The sequence below is a fragment of the Pseudomonas eucalypticola genome (assembly GCF_013374995.1).
Lineage (GTDB): Bacteria > Pseudomonadota > Gammaproteobacteria > Pseudomonadales > Pseudomonadaceae > Aquipseudomonas > Aquipseudomonas eucalypticola.
The window spans coordinates 413,936-431,486 of the sequence record NZ_CP056030.1 but is presented as its reverse complement, the minus strand read 5'-3'; the positions used below and the strand labels follow the sequence as shown (position 1 = coordinate 431,486).

Annotated in this window: 12 protein-coding genes and 1 pseudogene; 5 read left to right on the top strand and 8 right to left on the bottom strand. The window is 62.0% G+C overall.

Features of this window, described 5'->3' with window-relative positions; genetic code table 11:
- The gene (locus HWQ56_RS02075; RefSeq protein ID WP_158156322.1) at positions 1–579 is read right to left on the bottom strand and encodes a lipocalin family protein; all 579 of its coding nucleotides are present in this window, start codon (positions 577–579) and stop codon (positions 1–3) included.
- Complete coding sequence (bamE, locus tag HWQ56_RS02070; RefSeq protein ID WP_158156320.1) at positions 576–830, bottom strand: outer membrane protein assembly factor BamE domain-containing protein; 255 nt, start codon at positions 828–830, stop codon at positions 576–578. The genes HWQ56_RS02075 and bamE overlap by 4 nt, the downstream gene beginning before the upstream one ends.
- 243 nt (positions 831–1,073) lie before the next feature.
- Here bamE and HWQ56_RS29355 point away from each other — a divergent pair.
- Together HWQ56_RS29355 and HWQ56_RS29350 are read left to right on the top strand one after the other, a co-directional pair.
- Positions 1,074–2,063 (top strand): annotated as a pseudogene (locus HWQ56_RS29355) (cache domain-containing protein); the annotation flags it as partial.
- Between the two features lie 138 nt (positions 2,064–2,201).
- Positions 2,202–2,966, top strand: coding sequence for a methyl-accepting chemotaxis protein (locus HWQ56_RS29350; RefSeq protein ID WP_425331948.1), 765 nt, complete (start codon positions 2,202–2,204; stop codon positions 2,964–2,966).
- 42 nt (positions 2,967–3,008) lie between these two features.
- On the opposite strand, the gene HWQ56_RS02060 is transcribed toward HWQ56_RS29350, so the two are convergent.
- The 4 genes from HWQ56_RS02060 to HWQ56_RS02045 all read right to left on the bottom strand — a co-directional run bounded on the left by HWQ56_RS02060 (position 3,009) and on the right by HWQ56_RS02045 (position 10,985).
- Entirely contained in the window at positions 3,009–4,019 is a 1,011-nt protein-coding gene (locus HWQ56_RS02060; protein ID WP_158156316.1) for a class 1 fructose-bisphosphatase, read from the bottom strand.
- Between the two features lie 173 nt (positions 4,020–4,192).
- Complete coding sequence (locus HWQ56_RS02055) at positions 4,193–5,554, bottom strand: DUF3999 domain-containing protein (protein ID WP_158156314.1); 1,362 nt, start codon at positions 5,552–5,554, stop codon at positions 4,193–4,195.
- A 10-nt stretch (positions 5,555–5,564) separates the two neighbouring features.
- Positions 5,565–8,309, bottom strand: a complete 2,745-nt coding sequence (locus HWQ56_RS02050; RefSeq protein WP_176569668.1) for a DUF2339 domain-containing protein — start codon at positions 8,307–8,309, stop codon at positions 5,565–5,567.
- Positions 8,310–8,534: 225 nt separating this feature from the next.
- The gene (locus tag HWQ56_RS02045) at positions 8,535–10,985 is read right to left on the bottom strand and encodes a glycogen/starch/alpha-glucan phosphorylase (protein WP_158156310.1); all 2,451 of its coding nucleotides are present in this window, start codon (positions 10,983–10,985) and stop codon (positions 8,535–8,537) included.
- 200 nt (positions 10,986–11,185) lie between these two features.
- Between HWQ56_RS02045 and HWQ56_RS02040 the strand changes: the two genes are divergently transcribed.
- On the top strand, positions 11,186–11,590 hold the full coding sequence (locus HWQ56_RS02040) for a YkgJ family cysteine cluster protein (RefSeq protein ID WP_176569667.1): 405 nt from the start codon (positions 11,186–11,188) through the stop codon (positions 11,588–11,590).
- 67 nt (positions 11,591–11,657) lie between these two features.
- On the opposite strand, the gene typA is transcribed toward HWQ56_RS02040, so the two are convergent.
- Both typA and thiI read right to left on the bottom strand, forming a co-directional pair.
- Positions 11,658–13,478: a translational GTPase TypA gene (gene typA / locus HWQ56_RS02035; RefSeq protein ID WP_158156306.1), complete on the bottom strand. Its 1,821-nt coding sequence runs from the start codon at positions 13,476–13,478 to the stop codon at positions 11,658–11,660.
- Between the two features lie 139 nt (positions 13,479–13,617).
- Positions 13,618–15,072, bottom strand: a complete 1,455-nt coding sequence (gene thiI, locus HWQ56_RS02030; RefSeq protein WP_158156304.1) for a tRNA uracil 4-sulfurtransferase ThiI — start codon at positions 15,070–15,072, stop codon at positions 13,618–13,620.
- Positions 15,073–15,404: 332 nt separating this feature from the next.
- Between thiI and glnA the strand changes: the two genes are divergently transcribed.
- Together glnA and HWQ56_RS02020 are read left to right on the top strand one after the other, a co-directional pair.
- On the top strand, positions 15,405–16,811 hold the full coding sequence (gene glnA / locus HWQ56_RS02025; RefSeq protein WP_158156302.1) for a glutamate--ammonia ligase: 1,407 nt from the start codon (positions 15,405–15,407) through the stop codon (positions 16,809–16,811).
- Between the two features lie 105 nt (positions 16,812–16,916).
- Entirely contained in the window at positions 16,917–17,468 is a 552-nt protein-coding gene (locus HWQ56_RS02020) for a chorismate mutase (protein ID WP_158156300.1), read from the top strand.
- The last annotated feature ends 83 nt before the right edge of the window (positions 17,469–17,551 follow it).

Sequence of the window (17,551 nt, the reverse complement as noted above, 5' to 3'; positions counted from 1 at the left end):
TTATTTGCCGATTTCCGAATCTTTGGCGCGCCAGATCAGCTTGGTGGTGTCATAACCCTGCTGCTGGGCCTTGGTCAGCATCTCTTCACGCACCGCTTTCGAGACGGTAGGGGTGCGCGATAGCAGCCACAGGTATTTGCGGTCGGGGTTGCCCACTACCGCCTGCTTGTAGTCGTCGCTGACGTACAGAATCCAGTAGTCGCCCTTGGCAACGCCCGGCAGCAGCTTCGAGAACCAGTTGTCGAACACCACCCACAACTTGTCGGTCTTGCCCGGCACCTGCGGCGACGCGGTGCCCGTGGCCTCCTCCCATTCACCCTTCTGCGTACGGCAGCGGTTCAGCACCGCGACATTGCCATCGGGCTTGAGCCGGTAATGGGCTTCGGATTGCGCGCAGTTGCGCTGGAAGAACATGGGCAGGCGCGCCAGCTCGTACCAGGTGCCCTGGTAGCGCTTGAGGTCGACATGGTCGACCGTGCGCGGCGCCAGGCCATCGTCGCCCCGGTTCGCGCAACCACCCAACAGTGCCCCGGCGGCCAAGCCACCGAGCAAGAATGCAGCCAGCTTCAAACGACTCATTTCAGACCCTGCCCGGAGTACATGACTACCTTCTCGCCTGCGTACTGAACACTGATGAAGCTGTTCTTGTCACCCCAGGTGCAACTGGAAACGCCCAGCGCGCCGGAGCAGTCAGTGGGGCTACCCAGCAGCTGTTCGACTTCGGCCTTGGTCATGCCCGCTTTGATCTGTGAGTAGTTTTCCTGGTTGATCTTGTTGCACGCTGCAAGCAGCACGCAAAACGACAACAGGGCGATGGAACGCAAAGACATGGAAAGTCACTCCTGGACAATAATGCCGGCCTGGCTGCCAGCTAGAGCTTAGAAGAGAAAAGCGCAGCCAGGTTCCCGCCCTGGCGCGGCATTTATGACCGCCACGAACGACCATCGGTCAACGCACCAAAACGTACATTAATCTTCGTCACAAACCTGCCGACAGTAGATAGCGCTATCTGCGGGCTTCTGGCAGATTGCCACCCCCGTTTGACTCGCCTCTTTGCGTGCAGATCATCTCACATGACAAAAAACCTGAAATTCAGCCACAAGATCCTGATCGCGGCGGCCCTGATCGTGGCCCTGGCGTTCTCGTGCTTCATGCTCTTCAACGACTACCGTCAGCGCGCCACCCTGCATGAAAACACCGAGGCTTCGATGAAGCAGCTGGGCATGCTGACCACCAGCAACATCCAGACCTGGCTGGAAAGCCGCATCCAGTTGCTGCAGTCCCTAGGCCAGCAAGTGGCAGTGGATGGCGACTCAACCGCAAGCCTCACGCGCAGCGTCGGCCTGCCCGCCTATTCCAGCAACTTCCAGCTGACCTACTTCGGCGGCCAGAGCGGCGTGATGTTCTCGGTACCGGCCGGCAACCGCGCAGCCGACTACGATCCGCGCCAGCGCGGCTGGTTCAAGGCGGCGAACGCGGCCCAGCAGACGATCGTTACCGAACCCTACATCGCGGCGTCGTCCGGCAAGCTGGTGATCACCATCGCCACCCCGGTGCGCCATGACAACCAGTTCATCGGCGTCGCCGGTGCAGACATCGACCTGACCAGCATCAGCGACATCATCAATTCGCTGAACTTCGGCGGCCACGGCCACGCGTTCATCGTCACCGGCGACGGCAAGATCCTGATCCACCCCGACACCAAGCTGGACCTCAAGCAGCTCTCGGAGGCCTACCCCCAGGGCGCCCCCCAGGTGTCGCCTGGCCTCAAGGAAGTGCAATTCAACGGCAAGACCCAGTTCATTTCGTTCACCCGCGTAAACGGCGTGCCATCGGCCGACTGGTACGTGGCCCTGGTGCTGGACAAGGACGCGGCCTACGCCATGCTCGGCGAATTCCGCAATTCGGCGCTGGTGGCCACGGTGATTGCCGTGGTGATCATCATCGCCTTGCTGGGCCTGCTGATTCGCATGTTGATGGAGCCGCTGCACGTGATGGGCCGCGCCATGCATGACATCGCCGAAGGTGAAGGTGACCTGACCAAGCGCCTGGTCATCCACGGCCAGGACGAATTCGGCGCCCTGGGGCAATCGTTCAACCGCTTCGTGGAACGCATCCACGAATCGATTCGCGAAGTGTCCTCGGCCACTGGCCGGGTCAACGAAGTGGCGTTGCAGGTGGTGAGTGCCTCCAACTCGTCGATGCTCAACTCCGACCAGCAGGCCAGCCGCACCAGCAGCGTGGCCGCGGCCATCAACGAACTGGGCGCCGCTGCCCAGGAAATCGCCCAGAACGCCGCCCTGGCCTCGCAGCACTCCAGCGACGCGCGCAACCTGGCCGAAGACGGTCAGCAAGTGGTGAACAAGACCATCGAAGTGATGGGCCAACTGTCGGCGAAGATCAGCGACTCGTGCGGCAACATCGAGACCCTGAACGCCAACACGGTGAACATCGGGCAGATTCTGGAGGTGATCACCAGCATCTCCCAGCAGACCAACCTGCTGGCCTTGAACGCTGCCATCGAGGCCGCCCGCGCAGGCGACGCTGGCCGTGGCTTCGCCGTGGTGGCCGATGAAGTCCGCAACCTGGCGCACCGCACCCAGGACTCGGCGCAACAAGTGCAGAAGATCATCGAGGAACTGCAGGTGGGCGCCCGCGAAGCCGTAGGCACCATGACCGAAAGCCAGAGCCAGAGCGAGCAAAGCGTGGGTATCGCCAACCAGGCCGGTGAGCGCCTGGGCAGCGTCACTCAACGTATCAGCGAGATCGACGGCATGAACCAGTCGGTGGCTACCGCTACCGAAGAGCAGACCGCCGTGGTGGAGGCCATCAACATGGACATCACCGAGATCAACACGTTGAACCAGGAAGGGGTGGAAAACCTGCAATCCACGCTGCGGGCCTGCGGTGAGCTGGAGCAGCAGGTTTCGCGGTTGAAGCAACTGGTGGGCAGCTTCCGCATCTGAACGCAGCGGCGCCTGGGAACCAGGCGCCGCTGCTCTGAAGCCTTACTCTTTGTGGTAAGCGGTCACACGCTCGACTTCTTCCTTCGAACCCAGGAACACCGCCACGCGCTGGTGCAGGCCTTCAGGCTGGATGTCGAGGATACGCTGGTGGCCGTCGGTGGACGCGCCGCCCGCTTGTTCCACCAGGAACGACATCGGGTTGGCTTCGTACATCAGGCGCAGTTTGCCGGGTTTCTCTGGCTCGCGACCATCACGCGGGTACATGAACAGACCGCCACGGGTCAGGATGCGGTGCACGTCGGCCACCATGGAGGCGATCCAGCGCATGTTGTAGTTCTTCTTCAACGGGCCTTCTTCACCGGCGGTCAGCTCGCTGACGTAACGCTTCACCGGGGCTTCCCAGTGACGCTGGTTGGACATGTTGATAGCGAACTCGGCGGTAGTTTCCGGAATGCTGATGTTTTCGTGGGTGAGCACGAAGCTGCCCATCTCGCGGTCCAGGGTGAAGCCTTTGACGCCGTTGCCCAAGGTCAGGATCAGCATGGTCTGCGGGCCGTAGATGGCGTAGCCGGCGGCGACCTGCTCGGTGCCTTTCTGCAGGAAAGCCTGCTCGTTGAGGCTGTCGTTCTGGGTCAGGTACTCGGTTGGGCAGCGCAGTACCGAGAAGATGGTGCCGACCGAAACGTTGACGTCGATGTTCGACGAGCCGTCCAGCGGGTCGAATACCAGCAGGTAGGCACCCTTGGGGTACTGACCCGGGATCTGGTAGGCATTGTCCATTTCCTCGGACGCCATGCCGGCCAGGTGGCCGCCCCATTCGTTGGATTCCAGCAGGATGTCGTTGGACAGAACGTCGAGCTTCTTCTGCACTTCGCCCTGCACGTTCTCGGTGCCCATGCTGCCCAGTACACCGCCCAGGGCGCCCTTGGACACAGCGTGGCTGATCTCTTTGCATGCGCGCGCCACCACTTCGATAAGGAAGCGCAGATCGGCAGGGGTCTTGTTGCTGCGGGTCTGCTCGATCAAATAGCGACTCAGGGTAACGCGGGACATGGACGGCTCCGGAGAATGGGGTGGGAAAAAACCCGCGCAGTTTACAGGCTCATTGGCCACCTAGCGAGCAATTGGGGGCGTGGTTGCAGCCCTTCAGACCGGGCTGTAACGATAAAGGTTCACGCCACCGCTCAAGCGTAGCCCGAAAACGACCGCCGGTGGCGCTTATGGCCTCACGGCGAGTTGGGCCGCGAGCGGGTCAGGCTCCAGGCCATGGCCGCCAGTGCCAGCACGCCGATGACCAGCACCAACCACAGGCTGATGCGCTTCCAGTTCGAGGCTGAAGCCACTGCGGCCGATGGCGGTGGTGGCGCGACAATCACCGGCGTAATGGCCGGTTCGGCTACGCCCAGGGTACCCAGCCGTTGCTCGTCCACGCCTGGAATCAAGGTACCGATAGGCAGTGGTGCGCCTTGTACCGCCGCGCTGCCGATGGCCAGGCGGTAAGGCCCCGCGCCCCGCGCCAGGAATACCAGTTGCACAGGCCGCACCGCGACACGCAGCAACGGCGCCTCGGCCCCCAGGCCGCCACCGCGATCGTCCACTTGCAGCTTGAGTTGGCGCAGGGTTTCACCACGCAAAGGTAGCTCGCTCTGCACCGCGTCCTGGCCGTTCTGGGTCAGGCGGTACAACAGGCCGCTTTCCAGGGGCTCCCAGCTGCCATTGGGGTCGTAGCGCCCGAACAGGTCCACGGGTGCCAGGCTGTTGGGCTGGTCCAGGCCTACCTGAATCCGTTCCACCGCCAACGCCGCCGGTAGCATCCAGGTGTATTCATTGGCTTTCAGGCTGCTGCCCTTGATGGGCTCCGACCACACCAGCGGCGATGGCACATGATCCGTGGCACTGCTTTGCACCAGCACCTGGCTCAACACCGGTGCCGACTGCGGCACCTGCCACAACAGGCGCAGGTAGCGGGCTGGCAGGCCTGGCAGGGTGACCTCGTGCTGTTCGATGCGCTCGTCCGCAAACGACAACCGGGCTACCTGGCCTTCCCCCCACGGGCGCCAATGCTGCAGGTCGTCACTGGCTTCGATGCTGAAGCGCTGAAAGCCTTCGCGCTCGCTGCTCCAGTCGAGGCTCAGCTGGGTCAGCGGTTCCTTGATGGCGCTGGTGTCCAGCAACCAGCCGCGCAGCACTTCTTCGCCCGCTTCCAGCTCCTCTTCCGGTTGCACTTCAATGAGGCTGCCGCTGGGGCCGGTCTGTACCCGTACCTTCGGGGTGCCCGGTGCGCTTTCGGCATCATCGTACAGCGGGAACCACTTCACGCTGGCCTGGTGCTCGCTTTGCTGATGCCGCGCACCCTGGTGAATCAATGCATAGGCCTGGGGTTCGCCGGCGGCGTTGAATACCCGCACGTCGCCCAGGTCCGCCTGGCGCGCGCCCAACTGCAACGCCAAGGGCAGGTCCAGCCGGTACCAGGGCCCCTGGCCGCTGACACTCAACGGCACCTGGTTGGTGAAGTCCCCCGGTTGCTCCTGGGCCGCGGCAGCCATCGCCGCCAATAGCCCGAACATTCCACACCACGTCTTTATCATGTGCCCCATGTCAGGTATTGCCCCCTGCCGCCCCTTCGATACGCCGTGGCGGCAGCGGGGCGAAATAACCCACCACCAGCAACAGCACGCCCACCCCAATGAACGAAACGATCCGAGCCAGCCCCCCATGGTTGCTCAGTTCGACGAAAAACAGTTTTGCCACCACCAGCCCGATCAGGGCCGCCCCCACCAGCCAGATATAGCGGCGTGCGCGCAGGTGGCCGCCAATCATCAACCCCAGGGCCACCAGGGTCCAGACAATCGACAGGCTGGCCTGCACCAGCATGGAGCCCAGCAGCGTGTCGAGCTGATACGGCACACCAGCGTAATGGTGGGCAGTGCGCATGACCATGGCCGTGAGCACAGCAAACAGCGTGCCCCCGAGTATCCAGCCCACCGGACCACGCACACGCAGGCGCTGAATGGGCCCGTCCACGCTGCGGGCCCAGACGAACACCGCATAGAGCACCAGCAACAGGCCCAACTCCAGCGGGTTGGCGACTGGCAGGTAGGGCAATGGCTCGGCAGAACCATCGCTGAAGACGTTCGCCAGCCATACCCACGCGACCATCACCAGTGCCAATGGCCAACCGGCCCACCAACGGTACGCCTGCTCGTGAGGACCCAGCGGCCACGGCCACTGCCGTGGACTGGCGACCACCAGCAGGTACAGCGCCGGGAACACCGCCCAGCCCAGCCAGCGCCAAGCGTTGTAGTAACCCGACAACTGCCCCAGGCCATGGCTCAGCTGCATGGCCAGAAGCGAGACCAGCAGCCAGGCACCCAGCACATGGCTGGCCGTCAGCACTCGCGCCCCCAGCCATGGCGCCAGGCGGCGCAAGGCCCAGAAGTGCACGACGAAAAACACCGGCCACGCCAGCCAGCCCAAGTCACGTGCCGGGTTGAAGCCCGCATGCCAGTTGCCCAGCAACACCAGCGTCGCCAAGGGTGCCAGGGCCATCGCCAAGTGCGCCAAGCCTGGCCAGCGCAGGCGCGCGGCCAGGAAGCTGGCCAGTGCGGTACTGGCGCTGAAGGCCACCAGCAACGCGGCCATTTCCCATGCCCAGCGCACCAGCAGCGGCACGCCTGCCAGGCACGCCAGCACCCACCAGATACCGCCCCAGACCAGCAACCCTGTGGCCAGGAGGCTGACCTGGCGCTCTGCGTGCTGGCGCCAGGCACAGACCAGCCCGGCGATACCGATCAACGCGGCACTGAACCCCAGTTCGCCAGTGGGGGTATAGGAGAAAGCGTGTCCGAAGCCTTGCAAACAGAAATAGCCTGCCTCCGCCTGCAACAGCAGCGCGAACCAGCACGCCAGGCGACGCTGCTGGCGCAAGCCCAGCCAATATAGCCCTGCCCCTTCCACCGCCCAGGCAGCCGTGGTCCACTGGGCATCCAGGCCCAGGGGAATCGCCAGGCTGGTGAAGATCACTCCCAGGGCCAGGCAGGTTTCGGTGAGCAATGTCGCCCGCGGTGGCGCCCGGCGGGCCAACAGCCAGGCCAGGACCATGTAGATGGCGCCAAGGCTCAGTGCACTGAAAGCGGCACCGAATTCAAGATGACGAACCAGCGCCCACTGCAAGCCGAACCCCACCAACGGCGGCCCGAACAGGATGCTGCCGTGCACATAGTCACCCTGGCGTGCCGCCCATCGCACCAGTGTCGCCCGGTCGGCGTCAGCGGGCGGCGCCGGGCTGTCCAGCAGGGTACGGCGGGCGAACAACAGGCCGATGGCCAGGTACATCAGGAAGAACAGAACCAGGAACGGCTCGGTGCTCCAGAACAGATCGGGGGTATAGGCGCGCGTGCCCCACGCAAAGCCAATGCCGAAGGTGCCCACGAAGCCGATCAGGTTCAACAGGCGCCAGGCCTTGAACCAGGCAATGGCCAGGATACCGGCGTTGAGCAGAGCGAAGTAGCTGAACAAGGCCACATGGCTGCCGGCCCCTGTCGACGCCAGAATGGGTGCGGCGAAGCCACCCAGGGCCGCCGCGCAGGCCAGGCCCAGGGCGTCCTGCAATACCGCCAGGATCGCCGAGCAAAGCGTCACGGCCACCAGTAGGCCCATGGCAGGCCCCGGGTCTATCAAAGAGTGCACGCGCATGGCGGCAAAGATGGTCAGGTACAGCACCGCCACGCCAGCCCCTTGCAGCAGCAGGCCGTAACCACGCCGCTTGAACCGCAGCCACCAGCCCAGGCCCAGCAGCGCCAGTGCGCTGGTCGCGACGCCGGCGTAGCGCAGTTCAATGGGTACCGCGACGTTCTCAGTGGCATAACGCAACAGAAAGGCCAACCCCAGGAACAGCAGTACCAGGCCCACGCGCAGCACGGTATTGCCGCCCAGCAGCCAGTCGCGGGCCGCGCCGAAGACCGTGCTGAAGATATCGGGCTCCTGCGGGCGCGCAGGCTCGGCGGCCACGGTATCGGCTGTGGCGAATGCCGGCGCCTCGGCAGGCACGGGCTCGGCAACCAGGTCCCATTGCAACGCGGATTCAGGGGCGGTGGCCTCTGGCAGGGGCTGTGGCGTGGCCACCGCGCCTTCGAGCGCATCCAGGCGTGCCTGCACCGCCGTCAGGGCCTGCCGGGCCTGCTCAAGCTCCAGTGCCTGCTGGTCGCTGCGGCGCGCCAGGCTACCCAGGCGCAATGCCTGCCCCAGGCACCAACCCAGGAGGCCACCCACCAGCGCGCCTTCGATGGACTCATCGAAAGCCCCGCCCAGCGCAAGGCCCAGGAGCAAAAGTACCCATTGCATGATCGATTTCCCTAACCGTGTTCCAGTTCCATGGCAGGGAGACAGTATATCGAGTGGGGTCGTAAAAGCTGAGGCTTATTCCTACAGGGGGTAATCAGGCCAAACAACCAGCCGGTCTTCACCCTGTGGGACCGGGCGAAGCTCGGGAAAAGACCGACGCGGTTGACCTGATATTCCGCGTCGTACCTTTCCCGAGCTTCGCCCGGCCCCACAGGGGAAGCAGCGTCAGTCCAGCGCCTTCCAGATATCCTCGGCGTATTCGCGGATGGTGCGGTCAGACGAGAACCAACCCATGCGTGCAGTGTTCAGCACCGCTGAACGCCACCACTGAGCCGGGTCGTGCCAGAGGTCTTCCACGCGTTTCTGGGCGTCCCAGTAAGCATCGAAGTCGGCGCACACCAGGAAGCGGTCGTAGGCGATCAGGCCATCGATCAACCCGGCATAGCGCGAGGCGTCATCCGGGGAGAACACCCCGCCACGAATCGCCTGCAATACGTCGTTGAGGCGGTGCGACGCGGCGATGTCCCCCCCGGCGTTGAATTCGCCACTGCGCTTGCGGGCCTCGACCTGCTGGGACGTCAGGCCGAAGATGAACATGTGCTCGGCCCCTACCCGCTCGCACATCTCGACGTTGGCGCCGTCCATGGTGCCAATGGTCAACGCACCGTTGAGGCCGAATTTCATGTTGCTGGTGCCCGAAGCCTCGTAGCCGGCCGTGGAAATCTGCTCGGACAGGTCCGCTGCCGGAATGATGCTTTCAGCCAGGCTGACGTTGTAGTTGGGCAGGAACACCACCTTGAGCAACCCCCGCACGGTAGGGTCATTGTTCACCGTGCGGGCGATGTCGTTGGCCAGCTTGATGATCAGCTTGGCTTGGTGATAACTGGCTGCGGCCTTGCCGGCGAAGATCTTCACCCGCGGCACCCAGTTGGTGCCAGGCTCGGCGCGAATGGCCTGGTACAGCGCCACGGTATGCAGCAAGTTGAGCAACTGGCGCTTGTACTCGTGGATACGCTTGACCTGCACGTCGAACATCGCCTCGGGGTTCACCACGACCCCCAGGCGCTCCTGGATGATGCGTGCCAGGGCCTTCTTGCTGCTCAGGCGCTGGGCGGCGAAACGTTTGCGGAAATCCGGCTTGTCGGCGAAGGGTTCCAGGTCCACCAGGCGTTGCTCAGGATGGTCGAGCACATCCTCGCCCAGGGCATCCACCAGCATCGAGGTCAGCTCACCGTTGGACTGGAACAGCCAGCGGCGGAAGGTAATGCCGTTGGTTTTGTTGTTGATGCGGTCGGGATACAGCTTGTGCATCTCGGAGAACACGGTGCTGCGCATCAACTTGGTGTGCAGCCCCGACACGCCATTGACGCTGTGCGAGCCGAGGAACGCCAGGTTGCCCATGCGCACCCGTCGGCCGTTGTCTTCCTCGATCAGCGACACCGCGCGCAGCACGTCGAAATCGTGAATGCCTTTGGCTCGCAGCGAATCGATATGGTAGGCGTTGATCAGATAGATGATCTGCATGTGCCGCGGCAGCATGCGCTCCATCAAGCCCACCGGCCAGGTTTCAAGGGCCTCGGGCAGCAGGGTGTGGTTGGTGTAGGCAAGGGTGTTGACGGTGATGTCCCAGGCGGTGTCCCAAGGAATGGCGTGGGTGTCCACCAGCAAACGCATCAGCTCGGCGACGGCGATGGAGGGGTGTGTGTCGTTGAGCTGGATGGCGGCGCCGTCGGCCAGGTTGAGCAGCGAGGGGTGAATGTTCTGGTGGCGGCGCAGCAGGTCCTGCAACGAGGCCGAGACGAAGAAGTATTCCTGGCGCAGGCGCAATTCCTGCCCGGCTTCGGTGCTGTCGGCCGGGTACAAGACCCGGGAAATGCTTTCGGCGCGGGCCACTTCGGCCACGGCGCCCAAGTGGTCACCGGCATTGAAACGCTCAAGGTGCAGTTCTTCCAGCGCCCGGGCACGCCACAGGCGCAAGGTATTCACGCTGGACCCGCGCCAGCCCACCACAGGGGTGTCATAGGCCACCGCACGCACGGTCTCGGCCGGCCACCACACTTGCTTCTGCTGGCCCCCGGCGTCCTGCACGGTTTCCACGTGGCCGCCGAAGCTGATGGGGTAGATCACCTCGGGGCGCTCGAACTCCCAGGGGTTGCCGAAGTCCAGCCAGTTCTCGGTCTGTTCCTGCTGCCAGCCGTCGACGATGGCCTGGCGGAACAGGCCGTGTTCATAGCGAATGCCGTAGCCGTGGGCGGCCACGCCCAAGGTCGACATGCTTTCCATGAAGCACGCCGCCAAACGGCCCAGGCCGCCATTGCCCAATGCTGCGTCAGGCTCCAGCAGGCGGATGCGCTCCAGGTCCACCCCCAGGTCGGTCAGGGCTTCGCGGGCAATGTCCAGCAGACCCAGGTTGCTCAGGCTGTCATACAACAGCCGGCCGATCAGGAATTCCAGGGACAGGTAATACACCCGCTTCTGCGCCTTGCGGTAGATCTGCCGGGTGTGGTCCATCCAGTGCTCGACCATATGGTCGCGGGCCGCCAGGGCGATGGCTTCGAACCAGTCATGATCAAAGGCATGATCGGGGTCTTTGCCCACCGCGTATGTGAGTTTGGCGAGTACAGCGGCGCGAAATTCCGCCACCTCTGCGTCACGGACAAGCGGTTCCTGAGACATTGATGCGTCCTCGGGGAAGTTGACGGATTTTTAGGAGGGGGTTGTCTGAGCCTAGACGGTTCGACACAAGCTGGCAGGGCAGGTTCGCGGTTTTCTGTAAGAACGGTGAAACAGGTTAAAATTTAACCGGCAAATGGTTGTTCACAATTTCACCAGTCCCGGTATGATCGCGCGCCCGATTACGCCGAAACCCGAACCCGATGAAAAGCACCCTGATAGCCGCTGCCGAGATTGACCGCCTCGAAACCTGGCAGAAATTCACCCAGCCCATGTGCGGCGCCTGTATTTCGTCCTGCTGCACCCTGCCCGTGGAAGTGAAGATCAAGGACCTGGTGCGCATTGGCGTGGTCGACGAGTTCGAACTGGGCGACCCACCGAAGAACATCGCCAAGCGGTTGCAGAAGGACGGCATCGTCGAGCGCTTCAACCAGAAGTCGGGCATCTTCACCCTGCAGCGCATGAGCAACAATGACTGCCTGTACCTGGACCGCAAGAGCCGCATGTGCACCATCTACGACAAGCGCCCGGACACCTGCCGCGACCACCCGCGCATAGGGCCGCGCCCAGGCTACTGCGCCTACAAGCCAAAGCCTGCGACCTTCTGACCAGGCATAAAAAAACGCCCCCGGCCTTTCGACCGGGGGCGTTTTTCATTCAGCTAAGGCAGTTGGATCAAGCCTTGGCTTTCTTGGCAGCGCGGGTACGCTCGCTTTCGTCCAGGATCTTCTTGCGAAGACGGATGGACTTCGGCGTCACTTCGCACAGCTCGTCTTCCTGGATGTATTCCAGGGCCTGTTCCAGGGTGAAGCGAACAGGTGGAACCAGGGCGATGGTTTCGTCTTTACCCGAAGCACGCATGTTGTCGAGCTTCTTGCCCTTGGTAGGGTTGACGCCCAGGTCGTTGTCGCGGCTGTTCTGGCCGACGATCTGACCGTTGTAGATCTCCTGGCCGTGCTCGACGAACAGCTTGCCGCGAGCCTGCAGGGTTTCCAGCGAGTAGGTCAGCGCCTTGCCGGTTTCAACCGAAACCAGAACACCGTTCTGACGGCCCGACATGTGGCCGGACTTGACGGCGTCATAACGGTCGAAGATCGAGGTCAGGATGCCAGCACCGTTGGTCAGGGTCAGGAACTGGTTACGGAAACCGATCAGACCGCGAGCAGGGATGTTGTATTCCAGACGAACACGGCCTTTGCCATCCGGCACCATGTTGGTCAGGTCGCCTTTACGCAGGCCCATCTCTTCCATGACCTTGCCCTGCGAATCTTCAGGGATGTCGATGGTGACGTTTTCGAACGGCTCCTGCTTGACGCCGTCCACTTCGCGGATGATCACTTCCGGACGGCCCAGGGCCAGCTCGAAGCCTTCGCGACGCATGGTTTCGATCAGTACCGAGAGGTGCAGCTCACCACGGCCGGAAACCTTGAACTTGTCAGCCGAGTCGCCTTCTTCAACGCGCAGTGCAACGTTGTACAGCAGCTCTTTGTCCAGACGGTCCTTGATGTTGCGGGACGTCACGAACTTGCCTTCCTTGCCGCAGAATGGCGAGTCGTTGACCTGGAAGGTCATGGAAACGGTTGGCTCGTCAACGGTCAGCGGCTTCATCGCTTCGACGTTCAGTGGGTCGCACAGGGTGTCGGAGATGAACAGCTCGTCGAAGCCGCTGATGCAGACGATGTCGCCGGCAGCTGCTTCTTCAACGTCGATGCGGTGCAGGCCGTGGTGGCCCATCAGCTTCAGGATACGGCCGTTGCGACGCTTGCCGTCGGCGCTGATCGCCACAACCGGGGTGTTGGGCTTGACGCGACCGCGTGCGATACGGCCAACGCCGATGACGCCCAGGAAGCTGTTGTAGTCCAGTGCCGAGATCTGCATCTGGAACGAACCGTCACGGTCAACGGCCGGAGGCGGAACGTGGTCGACCACCGCCTGGTACAGCGGGGTCATGTCTTCGGCCATGTCGGTGTGGTCCAGGCCGGCGATGCCGTTGATGGCCGAGGCGTAGACGACTTTGAAGTCCAGCTGTTCGTCGGTGGCACCCAGGTTGTCGAACAGATCGAAGATCTGGTCCAGAACCCAATCAGGACGCGCGCCCGGACGGTCAACCTTGTTGATGACGACGATCGGCTTCAGACCGGCTTCGAAAGCCTTCTTGGTCACGAAGCGAGTTTGCGGCATAGGGCCGTCTTGAGCGTCAACCAGCAGCAGAACGGAGTCGACCATCGACATCACGCGCTCTACTTCACCACCGAAGTCGGCGTGGCCGGGGGTGTCGACGATGTTGATGTGGTAGCCATTCCAGTTGATGGCGGTGTTTTTCGCCAGAATGGTAATACCGCGCTCTTTCTCCTGGTCGTTGGAGTCCATCACGCGCTCGTCGTTGAGCTCGTTGCGCTCCAGGGTGCCGGATTGACGCAGCAGTTTGTCTACCAGGGTGGTTTTACCATGGTCAACGTGAGCGATGATGGCGATGTTACGTAGATTTTCGATCACTTGTGTATCTCGATCAGAGGATTCGGTGTGCTGACAGGTTGTGACAGCGATTTGACTTAGAGTCCGACAATGCCGTTACAGCTTGTCGTTGGCGTCGGGGGGCCGGTGACGCAGGCCACAGGCAAACAGCCCCGGGCGCTTAGCTCGGTCGATAAACGCGCACATTGGCATGTCCCTCACTGAGCAAGTGGTGGGCATGCAGGCGACTCATCACGCCTTTGTCGCAATACAGCAGGTACTGACGGGTGGGGTCCAGTTCCTTGAAACGGCTGTTCAGTGCATAGAACGGCAGTGCCTTGACCTCGATGCCTTCGAGTTCAAGGGGCTCGTCTTCCTGGGCGTCCGGATGACGGATGTCGATGATCACCTGGCCAGCCAGTGCCTGGCCGACTTCCTCGATCTCGATATCCTGGCCCAGTTCATCGATCACGTTGTCGATGGAGACCAGCTTGGCGCGTTCCAGGGCCCGCTCCAGCACGGCCATGTCGAACTGCTGTTCTTCATGGGCGACGCGGTGGGGCTTGGCCTTGGTGGTGGGGTTGACCGAAATCACCCCGCAATATTCAGGCATGTGCTTGGCGAAGTCGGCGGTGCCGATTTCGTTGGCCTGGTCAATGATGTCCTGCTTATGGCTGGCAAGCAATGGACGCAGCAGCAGCTTGTCGGTTGCCGCGCTGATGACGGACAGGTTCGGAAGCGTCTGGCTCGACACTTGCGAGATGGCTTCGCCGGTCACCAGGGCATCAATTTGCAGACGATCGGCCATCCGGCTGGCAGCGCGCAGCATCATGCGCTTGAGAATCACGCCCATGTGGCTGTTGTCGACCTTGCTCAACAGCTCGCCCACCACTTCCTCGAACGGGATGCTGATGAACAGCACGCGCTGGGAACTGCCGTACTTCTTCCACAGGAAATGCGCGACTTCCATCACGCCCAGCTCGTGTGCACGGCCGCCCAGATTGAAGAAGCAGAAGTGGGTCATCAGGCCGCGGCGCATCATCTGGTAGGCGGCCACGGTGGAGTCGAAACCACCGGACATCAGTACCAGGGTCTGCTCCAGCGAACCCAAAGGGTAGCCGCCGATGCCCTGGTGCTGGCTGTGAATGATGAACACGCGCTTGTCGCGGATTTCCAGGCGCACTTCGACGTCAGGGTTCTTCAGCTCGATGCCGGCAGCACCGCACAGGCGGCGCAGTTGGCTGCCCACGTAGCGGTCGACGTCCATGGAAGTGAAGGTGTGCTTGCCGGCGCGCTTGCAGCGCACGGCGAACATCTTGCCTGGCAACTGGTCGCCGAAATGCTTGCGGCACTGCTCGACCAGGTCATCCATTTCGCCCAGGGGGTATTCGTCCACCTGAAGGAAATGGGTGATACCCGGCACGCAGCGCAGGCGCTCGATCATTTCGCGCTGGATCTTCGCATCTTCGACGCGGGTGACGACCGTGAGGTTGTCCCACACGCCCTCGACCACCAGCTTCGGGTCCAGTTCACGGAGCACGACGCGGATGTTCTTGGCGAGCTGGCGGATGAAGTTCTTGCGAACCGGCCGGCTCTTGATGGTGATCTCTGGGAAGACTTTTACGATTAGTTTCATGAAAAAACAGCGCGCCAGGTGCCAGCCGAAAAAGAGGGGGCAGGATTATAGCGGAAATTGCTCAAGGTTTGACCAACTATCGTACAGAAGGTTTTCTGTGCGTCATTATGGTGCGCTACAGATTGCTAGCGCATCAAATCAGTGCGACAAAACGGCGCAATTTGCCGAAAATACGCCGAAACGCCTGGGTTTGGGGCAAAAAACCCATCTCGGGGCACTGGCATGCAAATTGCTCCCTTGTGAGGCAGGTTGCCTTGGCAGACTATCGCGCCCGGCATCACCCAAATTACAGGGCTCACCACTACCAGCCCTTATTCACCCCGGAGGACAACATGTCGAAGTCGGTTCAACTCATCAAAGATCATGACGTCAAGTGGATTGATCTGCGCTTCACTGACACCAAAGGCACCCAGCACCACGTCACCATGCCAGCCCGTGACGCGCTGGAAGATGACTTCTTCGAAGTCGGCAAGATGTTCGACGGTTCCTCCATCGCTGGCTGGAAAGGCATCGAAGCCTCCGACATGATCCTGCTGCCGGACGACGAAACCGCCGTTCTGGACCCGTTCACCGAAGAGCCTACCCTGATCCTGGTTTGCGACATCATCGAACCTTCGACCATGCAAGGTTACGATCGCGACCCACGTGCCATCGCTCACCGCGCTGAAGAATACCTGAAGTCGACCGGTATCGGTGACACTGTATTCGCCGGCCCGGAGCCAGAGTTCTTCATCTTCGACGAAGTGAAGTTCAAGTCCGACATTTCCGGTTCCATGTTCAAGATCTTCTCCGAACAGGGTTCGTGGATGTCCGACCAGGACGTGGAAGGCGGCAACAAGGGCCACCGTCCAGGCGTCAAGGGCGGCTACTTCCCAGTACCTCCGTTCGACCACGACCACGAAATCCGTACTGCCATGTGCAACGCACTGGAAGAGATGGGCCAGGTCGTTGAAGTCCACCACCACGAAGTGGCGACTGCCGGCCAGAACGAAATCGGCGTCAAGTTCAACACCCTGGTGAAGAAGGCTGACGAAGTCCAGACCCTGAAGTACGTCGTGCACAACGTTGCCGACGCTTACGGTCGCACCGCTACCTTCATGCCAAAGCCTCTGTACGGCGACAACGGCTCGGGCATGCACGTGCACATGTCCATCGCCAAAGATGGCAAGAACACCTTCGCTGGCGAAGGCTATGCCGGCCTGTCCGACACCGCCCTGTACTTCATCGGCGGTATCATCAAGCACGGTAAGGCCCTGAACGGTTTCACCAACCCTTCGACCAACTCGTACAAGCGTCTGGTGCCAGGCTTCGAAGCGCCGGTAATGCTGGCCTACTCGGCCCGTAACCGTTCGGCTTCGATCCGCATTCCTTACGTCAATAGCCCACGTGGCCGTCGTATCGAAGCTCGCTTCCCGGATCCGGCTGCCAACCCATACCTGGCCTTCGCAGCGCTGCTGATGGCCGGCCTGGACGGTATCCAGAACAAGATCCACCCTGGCGACGCTGCTGACAAAAACCTGTATGACCTGCCGCCTGAAGAGGCCAAAGAGATCCCACAAGTTTGCGGCAGCCTGAAAGAAGCCCTGGAAGAGCTGGACAAAGGTCGTGCGTTCCTGACCAAAGGCGGCGTTTTCAGCGACGACTTCATCGACGCTTACATCGCCCTGAAAAGCGAAGAAGAAATCAAGGTTCGTACCTTCGTACACCCACTGGAATACGAGCTGTACTACAGCTGCTGATCCCGTGACGCTGGCGCAAGCCGCGTGATTTGAAAAAGGCCTCCTTCGGGAGGTCTTTTTTATGCGTCAATAAAGCCGTCATTCGTATAAAAACAAGGAAAGCCCATGCCCCCTTTCATTTCCCGCACCCTGCTGCTGTGCACCGCAGCCTTCACCCTGCCCGCCTTTGCCGATGCCCCGGCCACCCTTGCACCGCTGCTCGATAGCGTGGCGCAACGCCTGGAGGTAGCGCCCAAGGTGGCCCTGACCAAATGGGACAGCCATAAGCCAGTGCTCGATGCGCCCCGCGAACGGGACGTGATCGCTGGCGCCGGCAAACTCGCCGCCGACTACAAGCTGGACGGCGCCCTGGCCGAGCAGTTCTTCGCCGCGCAGATCGAAGCCAACAAGCTGGTGCAATACAGCCTGCTGTCGCAATGGAACCAGCAAGGCAGTGCGCCCGGCACGCCACGCGCAGACCTGGCCAAGGAGATCCGCCCGCAACTGGATGTGCTGCAGAAACAACTGCTGGAACGCCTGGCCGCGTTCGCCCCATCGCGCACAGATGCCCAATGCCCACGCTGGCTGGCGGCTGCCATCGGTGCACGAAAAGCGGACCCGTTGCAGCATCAGGCGCTGGTTCGCGCCACTGGGGAGCTGTGCAGCGCACCATCCTGAGTCACGCAATTGTCTTCGGGAGCTTCTCACGCTGGTCGCGTCGGCGATGCGTGCGGTGCGCCTGATACTGCGCGGCGCATGTG

Bases quoted from the DNA above. Each gene is read 5' to 3' on its own strand.
- HWQ56_RS02050 (WP_176569668.1), bottom strand. From the start codon at position 8,309: ATGCAATGGGTACTTTTGCTCCTGGGCCTTGCGCTGGGCGGGGCTTTC.
- HWQ56_RS02075 (WP_158156322.1), bottom strand. From the start codon at position 579: ATGAGTCGTTTGAAGCTGGCTGCATTCTTGCTCGGTGGCTTGGCCGCC.
- HWQ56_RS02040 (WP_176569667.1), top strand. From the start codon at position 11,186: ATGAAAAGCACCCTGATAGCCGCTGCCGAGATTGACCGCCTCGAAACC.
- HWQ56_RS02055 (WP_158156314.1), bottom strand. From the start codon at position 5,554: ATGATAAAGACGTGGTGTGGAATGTTCGGGCTATTGGCGGCGATGGCT.
- HWQ56_RS29350 (WP_425331948.1), top strand. From the start codon at position 2,202: ATGCTCAACTCCGACCAGCAGGCCAGCCGCACCAGCAGCGTGGCCGCG.
- HWQ56_RS02020 (WP_158156300.1), top strand. From the start codon at position 16,917: ATGCCCCCTTTCATTTCCCGCACCCTGCTGCTGTGCACCGCAGCCTTC.
- HWQ56_RS02045 (WP_158156310.1), bottom strand. From the start codon at position 10,985: ATGTCTCAGGAACCGCTTGTCCGTGACGCAGAGGTGGCGGAATTTCGC.
- HWQ56_RS02060 (WP_158156316.1), bottom strand. From the start codon at position 4,019: ATGTCCCGCGTTACCCTGAGTCGCTATTTGATCGAGCAGACCCGCAGC.
- thiI (WP_158156304.1), bottom strand. From the start codon at position 15,072: ATGAAACTAATCGTAAAAGTCTTCCCAGAGATCACCATCAAGAGCCGG.
- glnA (WP_158156302.1), top strand. From the start codon at position 15,405: ATGTCGAAGTCGGTTCAACTCATCAAAGATCATGACGTCAAGTGGATT.
- bamE (WP_158156320.1), bottom strand. From the start codon at position 830: ATGTCTTTGCGTTCCATCGCCCTGTTGTCGTTTTGCGTGCTGCTTGCA.